The sequence below is a fragment of the Pseudomonas sp. N-1-13 genome (assembly GCF_057787095.1).
In genome coordinates, this window is sequence record NZ_JBYNRI010000001.1 from 498249 (window position 1) to 514885 (window position 16637).

The following is a 16637-nucleotide window of genomic DNA, read 5'->3' on the forward strand; positions in this document are numbered from 1 at the left end:
TCCGCGCCCGCGATTTTTCATCTTTCATACCGGTCATCGACATGCAAGCAGCCAAGCCGTTATTTGACTATCCCAAGTACTGGGCCGAATGTTTCGGCCCCGCGCCGTTCCTGCCCATGAGCAGGGAGGAGATGGATCAGCTCGGCTGGGATTCGTGCGACATCATCATCGTGACCGGTGATGCCTACGTCGATCACCCGTCGTTCGGCATGGCGATCATCGGTCGGCTGCTGGAAGCCCAGGGCTTTCGCGTCGGGATCATTGCCCAGCCAAACTGGCAGTCCAAAGACGACTTCATGAAGCTCGGCGAGCCGAACCTGTTTTTTGGCGTCGCGGCCGGCAACATGGACTCGATGATCAACCGCTACACCGCCGACAAGAAAATCCGTTCCGACGACGCCTACACCCCGGGTGGCATGGCGGGCAAGCGGCCGGACCGTGCGAGCCTGGTCTACAGCCAGCGCTGCAAGGAAGCCTACAAGCATGTGCCGATCGTGCTCGGCGGTATCGAAGCCTCCCTGCGCCGCATCGCCCATTACGATTACTGGCAGGACCGGGTGCGCAACTCGATCCTGATCGACGCCTGCGCCGACATCCTGCTCTACGGCAACGCCGAGCGGGCGATTGTCGAAGTCGCCCAGCGCCTGTCCTATGGCCACAAGATTGAAGACATCACCGATGTCCGTGGCACCGCGTTCATCCGCCGCGACACCCCGCAAGGCTGGTACGAGGTCGATTCCACCCGCATCGACCGCCCGGGCAAGATCGACAAGATCATCAACCCGTATGTGAACACCCAGGACACCGCTGCCTGCGCCATCGAGCAAGAGAAAGGTCCGGTTGAAGACCCGAGCGAAGCCAAGGTCGTGCAGATTCTGGCGAGCCCGCGCATGACTCGCGACAAGACCGTGATTCGTCTGCCGTCGGTGGAAAAGGTTCGTGGCGATGCGGTGCTCTACGCTCACGCCAACCGCGTGCTGCACCTGGAAACCAACCCGGGCAACGCCCGTGCTCTGGTGCAGAAGCATGGTGAAGTCGATGTCTGGTTCAACCCACCACCCATTCCGATGACCACTGAGGAAATGGACTACGTGTTTGGCATGCCTTACGCGCGTGTTCCGCACCCGGCGTACGGCAAGGAAAAGATCCCGGCCTACGAGATGATCCGTTTCTCGGTGAACATCATGCGTGGCTGCTTTGGCGGCTGCACCTTCTGCTCGATCACCGAGCACGAAGGCCGGATCATCCAGAACCGCTCTGAAGAATCGATCATTCGCGAGATTGAAGAGATCCGCGACAAGGTCCCGGGCTTCACCGGCGTCATTTCCGACCTCGGCGGCCCGACCGCGAACATGTACCGCATTGCCTGCAAGAGCCCGGAAATCGAATCCGCGTGCCGCAAGCCATCCTGTGTGTTCCCCGGTATCTGCCCGAACCTCAATACCGACCATTCTTCGCTCATCCAGCTGTACCGCAGCGCCCGGGCATTGCCTGGGGTGAAGAAGATCCTGATTGCCTCCGGCCTGCGTTACGACCTGGCGGTCGAGTCGCCGGAATACGTCAAGGAACTGGTGACCCACCACGTGGGTGGTTACCTGAAGATCGCCCCGGAACATACCGAGGAAGGTCCGCTCAACCAGATGATGAAACCGGGCATCGGCAGCTATGACAAATTCAAGCGGATGTTCGAGAAGTACACCAAGGAAGCCGGCAAAGAGCAGTACCTGATTCCATACTTCATCGCCGCCCACCCGGGCACCACCGACGAAGACATGATGAACCTGGCTCTGTGGCTCAAGGGCAACGGTTTCCGCGCTGACCAGGTGCAGGCGTTCTATCCGTCGCCGATGGCCACCGCCACGGCCATGTACCATTCGGGCAAGAACCCGCTGCGTAAGGTCACCTACAAGAGCGACGCGGTGACCATCGTCAAGAGCGAGGAGCAGCGCCGCCTGCACAAGGCCTTCTTGCGTTATCACGACCCCAAGGGCTGGCCGATGCTGCGCGAAGCGCTGACCCGCATGGGCCGCGCCGACCTGATCGGGCCGGGCAAGAATCAATTGATTCCGTTGCACCAGCCAGCCACCGACAGCTACCAGAGCGCCCGTCGCAAGAACTCGACGCCGGCTGGCAGCCACAAGGTAGGCAAGGAAACCACCAAGATCCTGACCCAGCACACCGGTCTGCCACCGCGCGCCAGCGACGGCGGCAACCCGTGGGACAAGCGCGAGCAGGCCAAGGCCGCGGCATTCGCCCGCAACCAGCAGGCCGCCAAGGAGCGCAAGGACGCCGCCAAGGGCAAAGGGCCGAAACCGGCGCGCAAGCCAGTCGTACCGCGCTGATCGCCAAGCCACATTGCAAACGCCAGCTTAAAAGCTGGCGTTTTGCTTTCTAGCGGCTGTGCTACTCGTTTGCTATCGTGGCGACCGCCAATGCCAGTCAGTTCCGTGCAATAAAGCCAAACACCGGGAGCTTGCTCCCTCGCCACAGATGTCAGTGTTGGCCCTGGCAGAGCCCGGCTTGCCCGCAATCACGGCCACTCAGGCAATAAAGTTCTCACCCTCGGATTTTCAAGGACGATTCATATGAGTACCCCTTTACCGGGTATCGGCATGGACTACAGCCCCTCCCAGTTCATGGCCCGCCAACGCATCGAAAGCCAGATCAACCTGCCGCGCCTGTTCGCGGCCATCGACGCCGATCCCAGTATCGTCGGCGCTGGCGTGGTGTACATCGATGCCGAATTCAACGTGGTGACCCTGCGCGAGTTCAAGCCGATTTGCAGTATCAAGCCCAAGCGGATCATCTTGCGCGAGGCGCAGAAGTACATTGCGCCGGCTCAGTTTGCTGATCAGGTAAAGAACAACCCGCGTGAGTCTCGTTTAGTGGGAGAGGCTGTCAATACGACGTTATCCTGCGCTGGCGCCATTCTGGGCTGGATTGTGGTTTTCAGTGGCACGATCGCAGTTCCATTTACAGCGGGTGCAAGCCTGGTTGTCACAGCCGTGGGGGCAACCGCCGCCGCTGCCAGTACTGCGCAGTGCGTGGTTGGGAGCATGCGTACCTACAACGAACTCAACGATCCAGCAGCTAATGATGATATGGACAGTGAGGACTGGTATCGCTACGCAATGCCAGTGTTGGATGCCGCATCATTGCTGGGAGCCGGGGCATCCACTTTAACAACGCTCAAACTCTTGCAAGCGAGGAAGGTCTCGACTGGCAGGAGTTGGTACGAGCTTTCCAAAGGTTTGACTCGTCAGCAAAGAAAGGCATTGACCAAAGAGTTGTTAACACTGAAGGACCCAAGCCTGACTAACAAACTATTAAAGCTTCGCCAGCGTTCGGGGACGCTTGCAAAGCGTTTCACGGCTACCCAGATCAATCACGCGACCGTGACCCAGATTCGCGACTCCCTGGGGGCAGCCATCGGCTTAACGGGCAGTAGCTTGTCTGGGAACCTGAAGACAATTGCCGTGGGGCTGTATGAGGAAGTTGAATAATGGACCGCAAGCATTCATTGAACGCTTTCCTCGCTCATTATTTTCCAACCTTCATCTGCGCTTTTTTTCTAGCCTGTTTCGCGGTTTCCGCTTCAATTTCATTAGTCTCTAGCACTTACTTTCGAGGCGATCCTGAACGGGCCAAGTATTCTTTTCTGGTTGCGCTGATCCTCTCTCTGCTCTTGGCGTTGAGCCATTTCGTCATGATCAGGGGGCGGTCATGGGGTGTTCGTGCCATCGTTGTGTTCTATCTGGCGTGTCTCTTCACGGTCCTCCCCACCTACGGCTACAAGCCGCATCCTTTTGCCTATGTGACGGGGTTGTTGTTCCCGTTGCTGGGGCTGCTATTGCTCAACAGTAAGCGCCATCGAGAGATGCGCCAGAAATTGTCGGAGTTGCGCGAGGAGCGTATGGCGATAAGGTCTGCCGTCCGTTTACAGAAGAAAAGGAAAGGACGCTAGATGGAAAACTATCCGACTTTCATCCATTTTATGAAGCGCTACTTTCCGACCTTCATCGCAACGATATTCGTGGCGAAAATATCGTGTTTACTGGCGCTCTTTGCTCTTCTCGACAGTTTTTTTGTGCGCGCTACGTTGTCGAGCCAAGCGAAAATTTCCGCTGTATGCATTGCTATTTGTACGTTGGTTCTGGTCCATAGCAACTTTATGGTCGTGCGCGGCAGAGCGGGTTGGGTCTGGGTGTTTGTCGGGCTTTTTGTGGTCTGTCTGTTGTGTGTCTTGCCGACTATTGGTTATCGCCCGAATCGATTCGTTTATGCGGCGGGTCTGTTTTTTCCATTGCTCGGGCTGCTATTGCTCAACAGCAAACGTCACCGCGAAATGCGCAGCAAACTGGTAGAAGTCCGCCACCAACGCGAGCTCTTCATCCAGGCCGCCAAAGCCTCCCGCTCACGGCGTTGAGTCGATTCGCTACCACCGCTGCCACATTTATGTGCTTAGCTTTGCACCCGAATGCGAGCATCGCGCGCTTTTAGTGCTCTACTGCCTTGAGTAGACGAAGAAAGTGTCCGGCTTGCCTGCATGGCATAAGTCTTGCGCCGCTTTCGATAACGCCCAGGCTCGCAGGAGGTACGTCGTGTCGATTCACGTCGCATTGCACCATGTCACGCATTACCGATACGACCGCGCTGTCGAGCTCGGTCCGCAGATCGTTCGCCTGCGCCCGGCGGCCCACAGCCGCACGCGCATTCTTTCTTATGCGCTGAAGGTCGCGCCCGATCAGCACTTCATCAACTGGCAGCAGGATCCCCAGGGCAATTACCTGGCGCGGTTGGTGTTTCCCGAGAGAACCCGGGAGCTGCGCATTGAAGTCGATCTGCTGGCTGAAATGGCGGTGTTCAATCCGTTCGACTTTTTCCTGGAACCCTACGCGGAAAAAATCCCGTTCACCTATGCCGCCGATGAGCGCAAGGAGTTGGCGCCTTACCTTGAAACCCTGCCGTTGACGCCGAGATTCCAAGCCTATCTGGACGGCATCGACCGCACGCCGTTGCCGGCGGTGGATTTCCTGGTGGCGCTCAACCAGCGCCTGAGCGAAGACATCAACTACCTGATCCGTATGGAACCGGGCGTCCAGACCCCGGAGCACACCCTGGAGCATGCGTCCGGTTCCTGCCGCGACTCGGCCTGGTTGCTGGTGCAGTTGTTGCGCAACCTTGGCCTGGCCGCGCGGTTCGTTTCCGGCTACCTGATCCAGTTGACCGCCGACGTGAAAAGCCTCGACGGTCCGTCCGGTACCGAGGTGGATTTCACCGACTTGCATGCCTGGTGCGAGGTCTACCTGCCCGGTGCCGGCTGGATCGGCCTGGATGCGACGTCCGGGTTGTTCGCCGGTGAAGGGCATATCCCGTTGGCCTGTAGTCCCGATCCGTCCTCGGCGGCGCCCATCAGTGGCTTGGTGGAACCGTGCGAGTGCGAATTCAGCCACGAAATGTCCGTCGAGCGGATCTGGGAAGCGCCACGGGTCACCAAGCCCTACACCGAAGAGCAGTGGCTGGCGATTCAGGCGTTGGGCCGGAAAATTGATGCCGACCTGCTGGAAGGCGATGTGCGCCTGACCATGGGGGGCGAACCGACCTTCGTCTCGATTGATGACCCGGACGGCGCCGAATGGAACACCGCCGCGCTGGGGCCGGACAAACGTCGCCTCTCCGCCGAGCTGTTCCAGCGCATGCGCAAGCATTATGCGCCCCAGGGGCTTGTGCATTTTGGCCAGGGCAAGTGGTACCCCGGTGAGCAGTTGCCGCGCTGGTCGCTCAACTGCTATTGGCGGCGTGACGGAGTGCCGATCTGGCACAACAGCGCGTTGATCGCTGACGAGCAGCAGGACTACGGCGCCGACGGCGAAATGGCCGGGCGCTTTCTGACAAGCGTTGCCGAGCGTTTGAAAATTCCTGCGCGATTCGTGTTCCCAGCCTACGAGGACAATTTCTATTACCTCTGGCGCGAAGGTGCATTGCCATCGAACGTCACGGCCCAGGACCCCCGCCTGGAAGATGCTTTGGAGCGGGAACGGTTGCGCAAGGTCTTCAGTCAGGGCCTGGATAAAGTGATCGGGCAGGTCCTGCCGCTGGCGCGTACCGCCAAGGGCGATCAATGGCAAAGCGGTCGATGGTACCTGCGCGATAGTCACTGCCGGTTGGTTCCGGGGGATTCGCCCTTGGGCTACCGCCTGCCATTGGCTTCCCAGCCCTGGGTGACAGCGGCCGAATACCCTTTCATTCATCCCACCGACCCGAACCAGGACCTGCCGGTGCTGCCCGATGCCGAACGCCTGGCCCGTCATGGTGAGCCGGCAACCGAGCAGGATCGTGCCCCGCAGATCGACGAATCCGCCGACTGGCTGACCCGCACGGCGTTTTGTGCCGAGGCTCGCGAGGGGCGTTTGTACCTGTTCATGCCGCCCCTGGAGCGGGTCGAGGATTATCTGGAACTGGTCAGCGCCATCGAAGCGACAGCCGAGGAGCTGCATTGCCCGGTACTGTTGGAAGGCTACGAGCCACCGAGCGACCCGCGCCTGAGTAACTTTCGCATCACCCCCGATCCGGGTGTGATCGAGGTTAACGTGCAGCCGTCCGCGACCTGGGATGAACTGGTCGAGCGCACCGAGTTTCTTTACGAAGAGGCGCGACAGACCCGGCTGACCACCGAGAAATTCATGATCGACGGTCGGCACACCGGCACCGGTGGTGGCAACCATTTCGTACTGGGGGGCGCAACCCCGGCCGACTCTCCCTTTCTACGGCGCCCTGACCTGCTGCGCAGTCTCATCAGCTACTGGCATAACCACCCGTCGTTGTCCTACCTGTTTTCCGGCTTGTTCATCGGCCCGACGTCCCAGGCGCCCCGGGTGGACGAAGCGCGCAACGATGCGTTGTATGAGCTGGAAATTGCCTTCGCACAAATGCCGCAACCTGGCGAAGAGTGCCCGCCCTGGCTGGTTGATCGGCTGTTGCGCAATCTGTTGATCGACGTGACCGGCAACACCCATCGTGCCGAATTTTGCATCGACAAGCTCTATTCGCCGGACGGCGCCACCGGGCGTCTCGGTCTATTGGAGCTGCGGGCTTTTGAAATGCCGCCCCACGCCCGTATGAGCCTGGCCCAGCAGCTATTGCTGCGGGCGCTGGTGGCGCGGTTCTGGCGTGAGCCCTACCTGCCTGCGAAGCTGGCGCGGTGGGGGACCGAACTGCATGACCGCTTCCTGTTGCCGCATTTTATCGAACAGGATTTTGCCGACGTCATCAATGAACTGAACGCCGCCGGTTACCCGCTGCGGGCCGAATGGTTCGCCGCGCACCTGGAGTTTCGTTTTCCCAAGGTGGGTGATTACGCGGTCAGCGGCATCGAACTGCAATTGCGCCAGGCCCTTGAACCCTGGCATGTACTGGGAGAAGAGGGGGCAGCGGGCGGCACCGTGCGGTATGTGGACTCTTCTCTTGAACGTTTGCAGGTCAAGCTTAGCGGCCTGGCGCCGCAACGGTATCTGCTGACCTGCAACGGTGTTCCGGTGCCGCTTCAAGCCACCGGCCGGGTCGGCGAATTTGTCGCCGGGGTGCGTTTTCGCGCTTGGCAACCGGCCAACTGCCTGCAGCCGACCATTGCGGTCCATGCGCCGTTGGTCTTCGATTTACTCGACACCTGGACGCAACGTTCGGTGGGGGGGTGCCAGTATCATGTGGCCCATCCGGGGGGACGTAATTACGACAGCCTGCCGGTGAATGCCAATGAGGCGGAGAGCCGGCGAATGGCGCGTTTTTTCCGTCTCGGACACACGCCTGGGAAACTTCCGATACCTCACCTGACAGTGGACGACGAGTTTCCCCTCACGCTCGATCTGCGACGTTTTTGAGAGCGCTCCCTAAGTCGTACACGACACCCGGATATTTCAACTATCCGGGTGTCATGCGCTTGCGCTAGTCTCACGTTTCATTGCTGTCTGCCGAGCTTTCCATGCCTGACCTGCTTGACCGTTACCCGCTGACGACGGGCACCTATCACGAATTGATGGACGACAGTGGCGCGGTGCGCGGGCACTGGCGCCGCCTGCTCGACCATTTGCAGCGCAGTACGCCGGCCCAACTGCTCCAGCGTCAGGCACTGTTGGCCCGGCAGATCCAGGAAAACGGTGTCACTTACAACGTCTATGCGGACCCGAAGGGCGCCGACCGGCCGTGGGAGCTGGACCTGCTGCCCCACGTGATCGATGCGCAGGAGTGGAAGCAACTGTCGGCGGGCATCGCCCAGCGTGCACGCTTGCTCAACGCAGTACTGGCCGACCTGTACGGGCCGCAACGGCTGATCAGTGAGGGGCTGCTGCCGGCGGAACTGGTGTTCGGGCACAACAATTTTCTCTGGCCGTGCCAGGGCATAACGCCACCGGACGGCATTTTCCTGCACCTGTATGCCGTGGATCTGGCCCGTACGCCCGACGGTCGCTGGTGGGTCACGGCGGATCGGACCCAGGCGCCTTCGGGGGCCGGGTATGCGCTGGAAAATCGCATGATCGTCTCCCGCGCCTTTCCCGATTTGTATCGTGACCTGAAGGTCAAGCACCTGGCCGGTTTCTTCCGCACCTTGCAGCAGACCCTTGCGCGTCAGGCCCCCAGTGATGGCGAGTCGCCGCTGGTGGTGCTGTTGACGCCTGGACGGTTCAACGAAAGCTATTTCGAACACCTTTACCTGGCGCGCCAGCTGGGCTATCCGCTGGTGGAAGGGAGCGACCTGACCGTTCGCGACGCCACGGTGTACCTCAAGACCCTGAGCGGGCTACGACGGGTTCACGCCATCATGCGCCGGCTCGACGATGATTTCTGCGACCCGTTGGAGCTGCGCACCGATTCGGCCTTGGGTGTACCGGGATTGTTGGAGGCGGTGCGCCAGGGCCGGGTTCTGGTGGCCAATGCCTTGGGCAGCGGCGTGCTGGAATCACCGGGCTTGTTGGGCTTTTTGCCAAAGATCAGCCAGTTTCTGTTCGGTGAGGAACTGATACTGCCGTCCATCGCCACCTGGTGGTGCGGTGAGCCGCCGGTGCTGGCCCAGGCCTTGGAAAAACTGCCGCACTTGCTGATCAAACCGGCGTTTCCTTCCCAAAGTTTCAGCCCGGTATTGGGGCGCGACCTGAACGAACAACAGCGTGCACTTCTGGCCGCGCGCATGCAGGCGCGTCCCTATGCCTATGTCGCCCAGGAGCTGGCGCAGCTGTCCCAGGCACCGGTCTGGCAGGCCGAAGACGGTCAGCTTCAGCCGCGGGCCATCGGCATGCGCGTGTATGCCGTTTCCGGGGAGGATGACTATCGGGTGCTGCCGGGCGGCCTGACCCGCGTGGCGGCCGAGGCCGACGCCGAAGTGGTGTCGATGCAGCGAGGTGGCGCCAGTAAGGACACTTGGGTCTTGGGAGAACAGCCGCCCAGTGGCGAACAATGGAAGGCCCAGCGAACCGTGGGCGTCCACGATCTGGTTCGGCGTGATCCCTATCTGCCGTCCCGCGTCGTGGAAAATCTGTTCTGGTTCGGTCGCTACTGCGAGCGCTGTGACGACAGTGCGCGGCTGCTGCGGATCATGCTGGCGCGCTATGTCGATGGCGACGACCCGCAAGCGCTGCAGTCGGCGGTATCCCTGGGGGAAAGCCTGATGCTGTTGCCGGAGGAGGGCGAGCTGCCCGAGCGACTGCTGGCGGCCTTGTTGGGGGACGATTGGTCGTTCAGCCTGCGTTCCAACCTGCAGCGATTGCAGTGGGCGGCCTCCCAGGTTCGCGGCAAGCTGTCCCGGGAGAACTGGCAGGCACTGGTGGAGCTGCAGCGCGAAGCCATGGAGCTAGAAACCGCGGAGCCGGATTTCGGTGAGTTGCTGGATTTTCTCAACCGTTTGGTGATGTCCCTGGCGGCGTTGTCCGGATTCGCGTTGGACGACATGACCCGCGACGAGGGCTGGCGTTTCCTGATGATCGGTCGTCGTCTGGAGCGCCTGCAATTTCTCAGCAGCAGCCTGGCGGCGTTCCTGCGAGGCGAGGCGGTGTTCGACCAGGCGGGGCTGGACTGGTTGCTGGAACTGGGCAACAGCAGCATCACCTATCGTTCGCGTTACCTGGCGGTGGCCCAGTTGATTCCGGTGCTCGACCTGCTGTTGCTGGACGAACAAAACCCTCACGCGGTGCTCTTCCAGTTGAAACTGGTGGCCCGTACCCTCAAGCGCTTGAACGATGACTTCGGCGCGCCCAGGGAAACCGCCTTGCCAGAGCTGGTCGCTCGCCTGTCATGCTTTGACCTGCGTTGCCTGGAGAGTCCGCTGTTCGGCGAGGCCAGCCTGCGCGCAGCCCTCGATGGCTTGGCCGATCTGTTGCAGGAAGTGGCCGACGTCAGCGGCCAGGTGTCCGATCGCCTGGCCTTGCGTCATTTCGCTCACGTCGATGACGTCAGCCAGCGTACGGTGTCCGTCTGATGAGCGCTCGTTACCAGATCTTCCACGACACCCACTACCATTACGACAGCCCGGTATCCCTGGCCCAGCAGCTTGCTCACCTGTGGCCGCGCCCCTGTGAGTGGCAGCGTTGCACCGAGCAGCAGTTGTTGATCAGCCCGGAGCCGACGACCCGCCGCGATGAGCTGGATGTGTTCGGCAACCCACTGACCCGCCTGGCGTTCGAACGGCCCCATGACGAGTTGCTGGTCAACGCGCGTCTGAGCGTGGAAGTGTTGGCGCGTCCTGTGCTGGACTTCAGTTTGTCCCCCGCCTGGGAGTCAACCCGTCATGCGTTGACCTACAGCGGCCGGCCAATGGCTGCTCCGTTGCTGGATGCGTGCCGCTATCGTTTCGAGTCACCCTATGTGCACCTCAAGCGCAGCTTTGTCGAGTTTTCCGAAAGCTGTTTCGCGCCGGGGCGCCCATTGATGCTCGGCGTGCGGGCGCTGATGGAGAAGATATTCGAGGAGTTCACCTTCGATGCCGAAGCCACCCAGGTGGCAACGCCGCTGGTGGAGGTGCTGGAACGGCGGCGGGGCGTTTGCCAGGACTTTGCTCACCTGATGCTGGCCTGCGTGCGCTCCCGCGGGTTGGCGGCGCGTTACGTCAGCGGCTACCTGTTGACTCAACCGCCGCCGGGTCAGCCACGGTTGATCGGTGCCGATGCCTCGCACGCCTGGATCTCGGTGTTTTGCCCGGTGCTGGGCTGGGTGGACTTCGACCCGACCAATAACGTTCAGCCGGCGCTGGAACACATCACATTGGCCTGGGGCCGGGATTTTTCCGATGTGTCGCCGTTGCGGGGAGTCATTCTGGGCGGCGGTGATCATGACCCCGAAGTGCGGGTGACGGTGATGCCGCTTGAATCGTAAACAGATCCCAGTGTGGGAACGGACTGGGCTGTGAGGGCCGGCAGCGAGGCTGCCGACCCTGGACACAGAACCGGGGGCCGGATCAGATCATCGGGCCCTGAGGGTATCAGGCGTCGGGCGTCTGATCTTTCGGTGCATCAACATCTACGTCTGCTGCCACGTCGCCTTCGGTATCCGGGGTCAGTGCTGCTGCTTCTTCTTCAGCGGTAGCTTTCTTGCGCTGAAGCTTTTCCTCTTTCTTCTGCTCCTTGGCCAAGTCTCTCTGACGTTTGGCGAAGGAATAATTGGGTTTGGCCATGGGCGATCCTCTGGGGTCGAAGGTGAGGTTGAGCGGCGCGTATTCTGCCCTGTATCGGGGTCGAGCCGTTAGCTGGGTTTTTGTTCGGCCCACTTTGGCTGCACCGACGGTTGCCATTCGTCCAGCGCATCGAGCAGGTGGTGGGGTGATTCGCTCACTTGCAGCATGTCACGGTGGGGCCCACGGACGAAGCCTTCGCCGACGATATGATCAAGAAAACCGGTGAGTTTGCTGTAGAAACCGTTCACTTCCAGCAGCCCCAGCGGTTTGCTGTGATAGCCGAGCTGGCCCCAGGTCCAGACTTCGAACAACTCCTCCAGCGTGCCAAGGCCGCCGGGCAGGGCGATGAAGGCATCGCTGAGCTGAGCCATGCGTGCCTTGCGGGCGTGCATGCCGTCCACCACTTCCAGGCGGGTCAGGCCGCTGTGGCCGATTTCCTTGTCTTTGAGGCTCTGCGGGATGATACCGATCACTTCGCCGCCGGCCGCCAGGGCCGCATCGGCGACGATGCCCATCAAGCCGACCGCGCCGCCGCCATAGACCAGGGTCAGTTTTCGTTCTGCCAACGCACGCCCCAAGGCCTGCGCCGCTTCACGATAGGCTGGGTGGCTACCGGTGCTGGCGCCGCAAAATACACAAACAGACGCTAAAGACATGCCTTACTCCGTGGTCAGTAACTGGACCAGAGTAAAGCCTGGCTTTGGCTGCGCAAAGCAATTAAACCTCGCGCCGGGGTTTTTCGTAGGTGCCACTGGCACCGCAGGCGTAGGCGGCAAGCAAGCTGCACAGCAGGCCGTTGAGGTTCATGATGCGGTACTCCAGAGAGGTGATGGAGCTGATCATATGGCCGCCTCATACCTTTGGCTGGTTGATTATGCTCATCAGGCTGATAGCCTTAAGTTGTATACAATCTTTGACTCAGGTCATAGGAACTTGTCTGAAATTCAGGCAGTCTTCCCCATTGACGGAATTTTTCTAACCATGCCTTGGAGATTCACCATGTTTGCCAAACTTGCTGCAGTATCCCTGTTGACGCTGGCCAGCAGCCAGCTGATGGCAGCCGAGTGCAAGACCACCATCGACTCGACCGACCAGATGTCCTTCAGCACCAAGGCCATCGAGATCGACAAGAGCTGCAAGACCTTCACCGTTGAACTGACTCACTCAGGCAGCTTGCCGAAGAACGTCATGGGCCATAACTGGGTACTGAGCAAAGAGGCTGACATGCAGCCGATTGCTACCGATGGCCTGGCAGCCGGCATCGACAAGAACTACCTGAAAGAAGACGATGCGCGCATCATCGCTCACACCAAGCTCATTGGGGCCAAGGAGAAGGACTCGGTGACTTTCGATGTGTCGAAACTGAGCGCCGATGAGAAATACGGCTTCTTCTGCTCGTTCCCGGGCCACATCTCGATGATGAAAGGCACGGTTACCCTGAAGTAATCACATCAGGCATAAAAAAAGCGCCCGTTTCAGGGCGCTTTTTTGTGCCTCGCCAATAACCGCACATCCTGTGGGAGCGAGCCTGCTCGCGATGACGGCAGCACATTCAACATCAATGCAAACTGACCCACCGCTATCGCGAGCAGGCTCGCTCCCACAGGGATTGCCGGTCACGGCGCGTACGGCATCACCCGCTTGTGCTCGGTCTTGCGATAGGTCTCGCAAATGATTCGAGCGGCTTCTTCGCGCACCGGCAGCCCATGCAGGAACGCATCGATCTCGCCATAGGTCACGCCGTGGGCGGCTTCGTCGGGCTTGCCGGGCGACAGGTCCTCAAGGTCGGCAGTGGGGACTTTTTCCACCAGCGATTCCGGCGCGCCGAAGTCTCGGGCAATAGCCCGGACCTGGTTTTTCACCAGGCCGCTCAACGGCGCCAGGTCACAGGCGCCGTCACCGAACTTGGTGAAGAAACCCATCACGGCTTCGGCCGCATGGTCGGTGCCGATGACCAGGCCTTGCTCGGCACCGGCGATGGTGTACTGCGCCACCATGCGCATCCGCGCCTTGGTATTGCCCAGCACGAAATCCCGGGAGCCCGGCCCTTTGCCTTCGAACGCCAGCACTTCCTTGGCCAGTGCCTTGACCGCCGGACCGATGTTGACGGTATGGCGCTCGTCCGGCTCGATGAAGTCCACGCAGGCCTGGGCTTCATGTTCGTCGAACTGGGTTTCGTACGGCAGGCGCACGGCAATGAACTTGTAGGCGGCGTTGCCGGTTTTCTCCCGCAGTTCACGCGCTGCGCGTTGGGCCAGCAGGCCGGCGGTCAGCGAATCGACCCCGCCGCTGATGCCCAGTACGAGGGTCTTGAGTCCGGAGTTGACCAGACAATCCTGGATAAAGCCCACCCGACGAGCGACTTCGGCCTTGAGGGCAGCGTCATCGGCGAACGGTGGCTGAACCTTGAGCTGTTCAGCAATCTCACGCTGTACGGCTTGCATGAATTCACTCCTTGCTTGGTGTGTCAAAGGGCGGCAGGTACTTGGAAAACGTGTCGCATGTAAGCGACGAAATTCGGGTCTTTGCAGTGGGTCTTGCCGGGCTCGTCTGAAATCTTGGCCACGGGTTGCCCGTCACAGCTGATCATTTTAAGCACGATGCTCATCGGCTCCACACCCGGGATGTCACACGTCAGGTTGGTGCCGATACCGAAGCTGACATTAATGCGACCACGCAATGCCCGAAAAATCTCCAGGCATTTGGGCAGTGTCAGGCTATCGGAGAACACCAGCGTCTTGCTCATCGGGTCGATACCGAGCTTGTGGTAGTGAGCAATGGCTTTTTCGGCCCAGATGACCGGGTCCCCGGAGTCATGGCGCAAGCCGTCGAACAGCTTGGCGAAGAACAGATCGAAGTCCTTGAGGAAAGCGTCCATGGTGATGCAATCGGTCAGTGCGATTCCCAGCAGGCCCCGGTACTCACGCACCCAGCAATCGAGGGCGGCGATCTGACTGTCGATCAGCCGCGGGCCCAGTTGCTGATGGGCCATGATCCATTCGTGGGCCATGGTGCCCAGGGGTTTCATGTCCAGCTCGCGGGACAGGTGCACATTGCTGGTGCCGACGAAGCGTCCAGGGAAATCGTGCTTGAGCACGTTGACGACTTCTTCCTGGACGCGATAGGAAAACCGCCGGCGGGTGCCGAAGTCCGCGACCTGCAGTTCGGATAACTCGTCGGCGCTGGCGTTGGTGGTCAGCCAGTCGAACTTGCGATACAGCTGTTCGCGCGCCTGCTCCAGAACGATCTCGCGGTAGCGATAGCGATTACGTACCTCGCTGACGATGGCCAGCAGCGGCACTTCGAACAGAATCACATGCAACCATGGCCCACGCAGGCGGATAAACAGCTCGCCGTTCTCGATACCGGTGTGCACATAGCGCAGATTGAAACGGAACAGCCCCAGAAAACGCAGGAAATCGGGTTTGAGGAAGCTGATGCGCTCCAGGAAGCCCAACTGGTCGACGCTCAGACTCAGCTCGGCCAGGCGTTCGATCTGAAAGCGGATCTCCGCCAGATACGGGCGCAGGTCTTCGCTGTTGCGGCAGCGAAATTCCCATTCGACTTCGACGTTGGGGTAGTTGTGCAGCACCGCCTGCATCATCGTCAGTTTGTAGAAGTCGGTGTCGAGCAGGTTCTGCACGATGCGATCGGCAAATACACTCTCGCTCATGGCGGGAATCTCCAGACAGGCCGCTGCGGCGGGCAGCGGGGTGCAGCGGTTGGTGGTGAAGGGGCTAGTGGCGCATAACCCTGGTGAGTATTGCCAGCGATTTTTTAACGGCGGGTACTCCGCTGGAGTGTCTGGATATGCCAACGGGCCTCATCGCGGGCAAGCCTTGCTCCCCAAGAGAGTGGGCGACCGGCAGCTGTGCACACCCCCTGTGGGAGCAAGGCTTGCCCGCGATAGCCATGCTCAAGGTGCCATCGAAACCTCGTTCTGCTCCAGCATCCACTCCACAAAAAGCCTGACCTTGGGCACTTCCGCCGAATGTTCAGGATAGGCCAGGTAATAGGCATCGGTACTGGGCATCGCATAGTGCCAGGGGATCACCAGCTTGCCGTCAGCCAGTTCTTCTTCCACCAGAAACCGCGGCAGCAGGGCGACGCCGCAGCCAACCTGGGCGGCCCGGATGCACATGTAGAACGTTTCGAAGCGCGGCCCGTGGTAGCTGTGTTCGGTGTGATAACCCTGGCTGGCGAACCAGTCGTGCCAGGCCTGGGGGCGTGAGGCGTTTTGCAGCAGCACCAGATCGGTCAGTTGCGTCGGGTCGCTGAAGGGCTGGGCCGGCAGATTGCCAGGCGCGCAGACCGGCACCAGTTCTTCGCCGAACAGTTTCAGGGATTCGGCGCCGGGCCGTGAGCCCTGGCCGAAATAGAACGCCAGGTCGCTGCGCCCCTGAAGCAAGTCGTCGGCCTCCTGCTCGCTGCACAGGTCCAGATGAATTTTCGGGTGCCGCAGGCGCCAGCCTTTGAGCCGTGGGACCAGCCAGCGAGCTCCGAAGGTTGGCGGTGTGGAAACCCGTAGGACTTCGGTATCGCCGCCGTAGGAGCGCAAGTAGTGGGTCGACATCTCCACCTGCGTAAGGATTTTTCGTACCTCCCCCAGGTACAAATCCCCGGCCGGTGTCAGCTGCAAGCGTCGACGTACGCGGCGAAACAGCAAATGCTGTAGCAGTTCCTCCAACTGTGCGACCTGTTTGCTGACGGCGCTCTGAGTCAGGTTCAGCTCTTCGGCGGCGCGAGTGAAGCTCAGGTGTCGGGTCACCGCTTCGAAGCACTGTAGCGCCGTGATCGACGGCAAATAGCGTTTATTGATCATGATGAGGCCTTATTTCTTGTGGCGCTGCTTATCCGGTCATGGCCAGCATGAATAAACGGAATGATATCTCGCTTAAAGGTCGTTTGTTGGCAAGTCTCGGGCCAGCTACAACTACAGGTCTGATCAGCCGTGATCGTCCGGCTGCCAATTCTTTGTCTT

Annotated in this window: 14 protein-coding genes; 8 read left to right on the plus strand and 6 right to left on the minus strand. The window is 60.4% G+C overall.

All coding sequences use genetic code 11. The features are described from left to right. Positions 1-41: 41 nt before the first annotated feature. The 7 genes from AC3I65_RS02235 (at position 42) to AC3I65_RS02265 (ending at position 11358) form a co-directional block, all read left to right on the plus strand. Positions 42-2342: a YgiQ family radical SAM protein gene (locus tag AC3I65_RS02235; RefSeq protein WP_047227320.1), complete on the plus strand. Its 2301-nt coding sequence runs from the start codon at positions 42-44 to the stop codon at positions 2340-2342. 243 nt (positions 2343-2585) lie between these two features. Continuing rightward, entirely contained in the window at positions 2586-3503 is a 918-nt protein-coding gene (ssp4, locus tag AC3I65_RS02240) for an Ssp4 family T6SS effector (protein WP_047227321.1), read from the plus strand. Then, entirely contained in the window at positions 3503-3964 is a 462-nt protein-coding gene (locus AC3I65_RS02245; protein WP_047227322.1) for a hypothetical protein, read from the plus strand. Before ssp4 ends, AC3I65_RS02245 begins: the two co-directional genes overlap by 1 nt. Continuing rightward, a complete protein-coding gene (locus AC3I65_RS02250; RefSeq protein ID WP_107321465.1) occupies positions 3965-4426 on the plus strand; it encodes a hypothetical protein in 462 nt (153 codons plus the stop codon). Between the two features lie 175 nt (positions 4427-4601). Further along, the gene (locus AC3I65_RS02255) at positions 4602-7877 is read left to right on the plus strand and encodes a transglutaminase family protein (protein ID WP_188252151.1); all 3276 of its coding nucleotides are present in this window, start codon (positions 4602-4604) and stop codon (positions 7875-7877) included. Positions 7878-7978: 101 nt separating this feature from the next. Next, positions 7979-10465, plus strand: a complete 2487-nt coding sequence (locus AC3I65_RS02260) for a circularly permuted type 2 ATP-grasp protein (protein WP_076382890.1) — start codon at positions 7979-7981, stop codon at positions 10463-10465. Beyond that, a complete protein-coding gene (locus tag AC3I65_RS02265) occupies positions 10465-11358 on the plus strand; it encodes a transglutaminase family protein (RefSeq protein WP_047227326.1) in 894 nt (297 codons plus the stop codon). The genes AC3I65_RS02260 and AC3I65_RS02265 overlap by 1 nt, the downstream gene beginning before the upstream one ends. A 106-nt stretch (positions 11359-11464) precedes the next feature. Here the strand turns inward: AC3I65_RS02265 and AC3I65_RS02270 are convergent, their stop codons facing one another. From AC3I65_RS02270 to AC3I65_RS02280, 3 genes are all read right to left on the minus strand, one after another. Next, positions 11465-11656, minus strand: coding sequence for a hypothetical protein (locus AC3I65_RS02270; RefSeq protein ID WP_047227327.1), 192 nt, complete (start codon positions 11654-11656; stop codon positions 11465-11467). Between the two features lie 68 nt (positions 11657-11724). Beyond that, entirely contained in the window at positions 11725-12312 is a 588-nt protein-coding gene (locus AC3I65_RS02275) for a cytokinin riboside 5'-monophosphate phosphoribohydrolase (RefSeq protein WP_107321468.1), read from the minus strand. Between the two features lie 61 nt (positions 12313-12373). After that, the gene (locus AC3I65_RS02280; protein ID WP_257220608.1) at positions 12374-12499 is read right to left on the minus strand and encodes a hypothetical protein; all 126 of its coding nucleotides are present in this window, start codon (positions 12497-12499) and stop codon (positions 12374-12376) included. Between the two features lie 156 nt (positions 12500-12655). On the opposite strand from AC3I65_RS02280, the gene azu reads away from it, so the two are divergent. Further along, positions 12656-13102 carry an azurin gene (gene azu, locus AC3I65_RS02285; RefSeq protein ID WP_047227329.1) on the plus strand — a complete coding sequence of 149 codons (447 nt, stop codon included), beginning with the start codon at positions 12656-12658 and terminating at the stop codon, positions 13100-13102. Positions 13103-13272: 170 nt separating this feature from the next. Here azu and nadE read toward each other — a convergent pair whose 3' ends face one another. From nadE to AC3I65_RS02300, 3 genes are all read right to left on the minus strand, one after another. After that, the gene (gene nadE / locus AC3I65_RS02290; RefSeq protein ID WP_047227330.1) at positions 13273-14100 is read right to left on the minus strand and encodes an NAD(+) synthase; all 828 of its coding nucleotides are present in this window, start codon (positions 14098-14100) and stop codon (positions 13273-13275) included. Positions 14101-14123: 23 nt separating this feature from the next. After that, the gene (gene pncB, locus AC3I65_RS02295; RefSeq protein ID WP_488523431.1) at positions 14124-15329 is read right to left on the minus strand and encodes a nicotinate phosphoribosyltransferase; all 1206 of its coding nucleotides are present in this window, start codon (positions 15327-15329) and stop codon (positions 14124-14126) included. Between the two features lie 243 nt (positions 15330-15572). Further along, complete coding sequence (locus AC3I65_RS02300) at positions 15573-16478, minus strand: LysR family transcriptional regulator (RefSeq protein WP_107321470.1); 906 nt, start codon at positions 16476-16478, stop codon at positions 15573-15575. Positions 16479-16637: the final 159 nt, after the last annotated feature.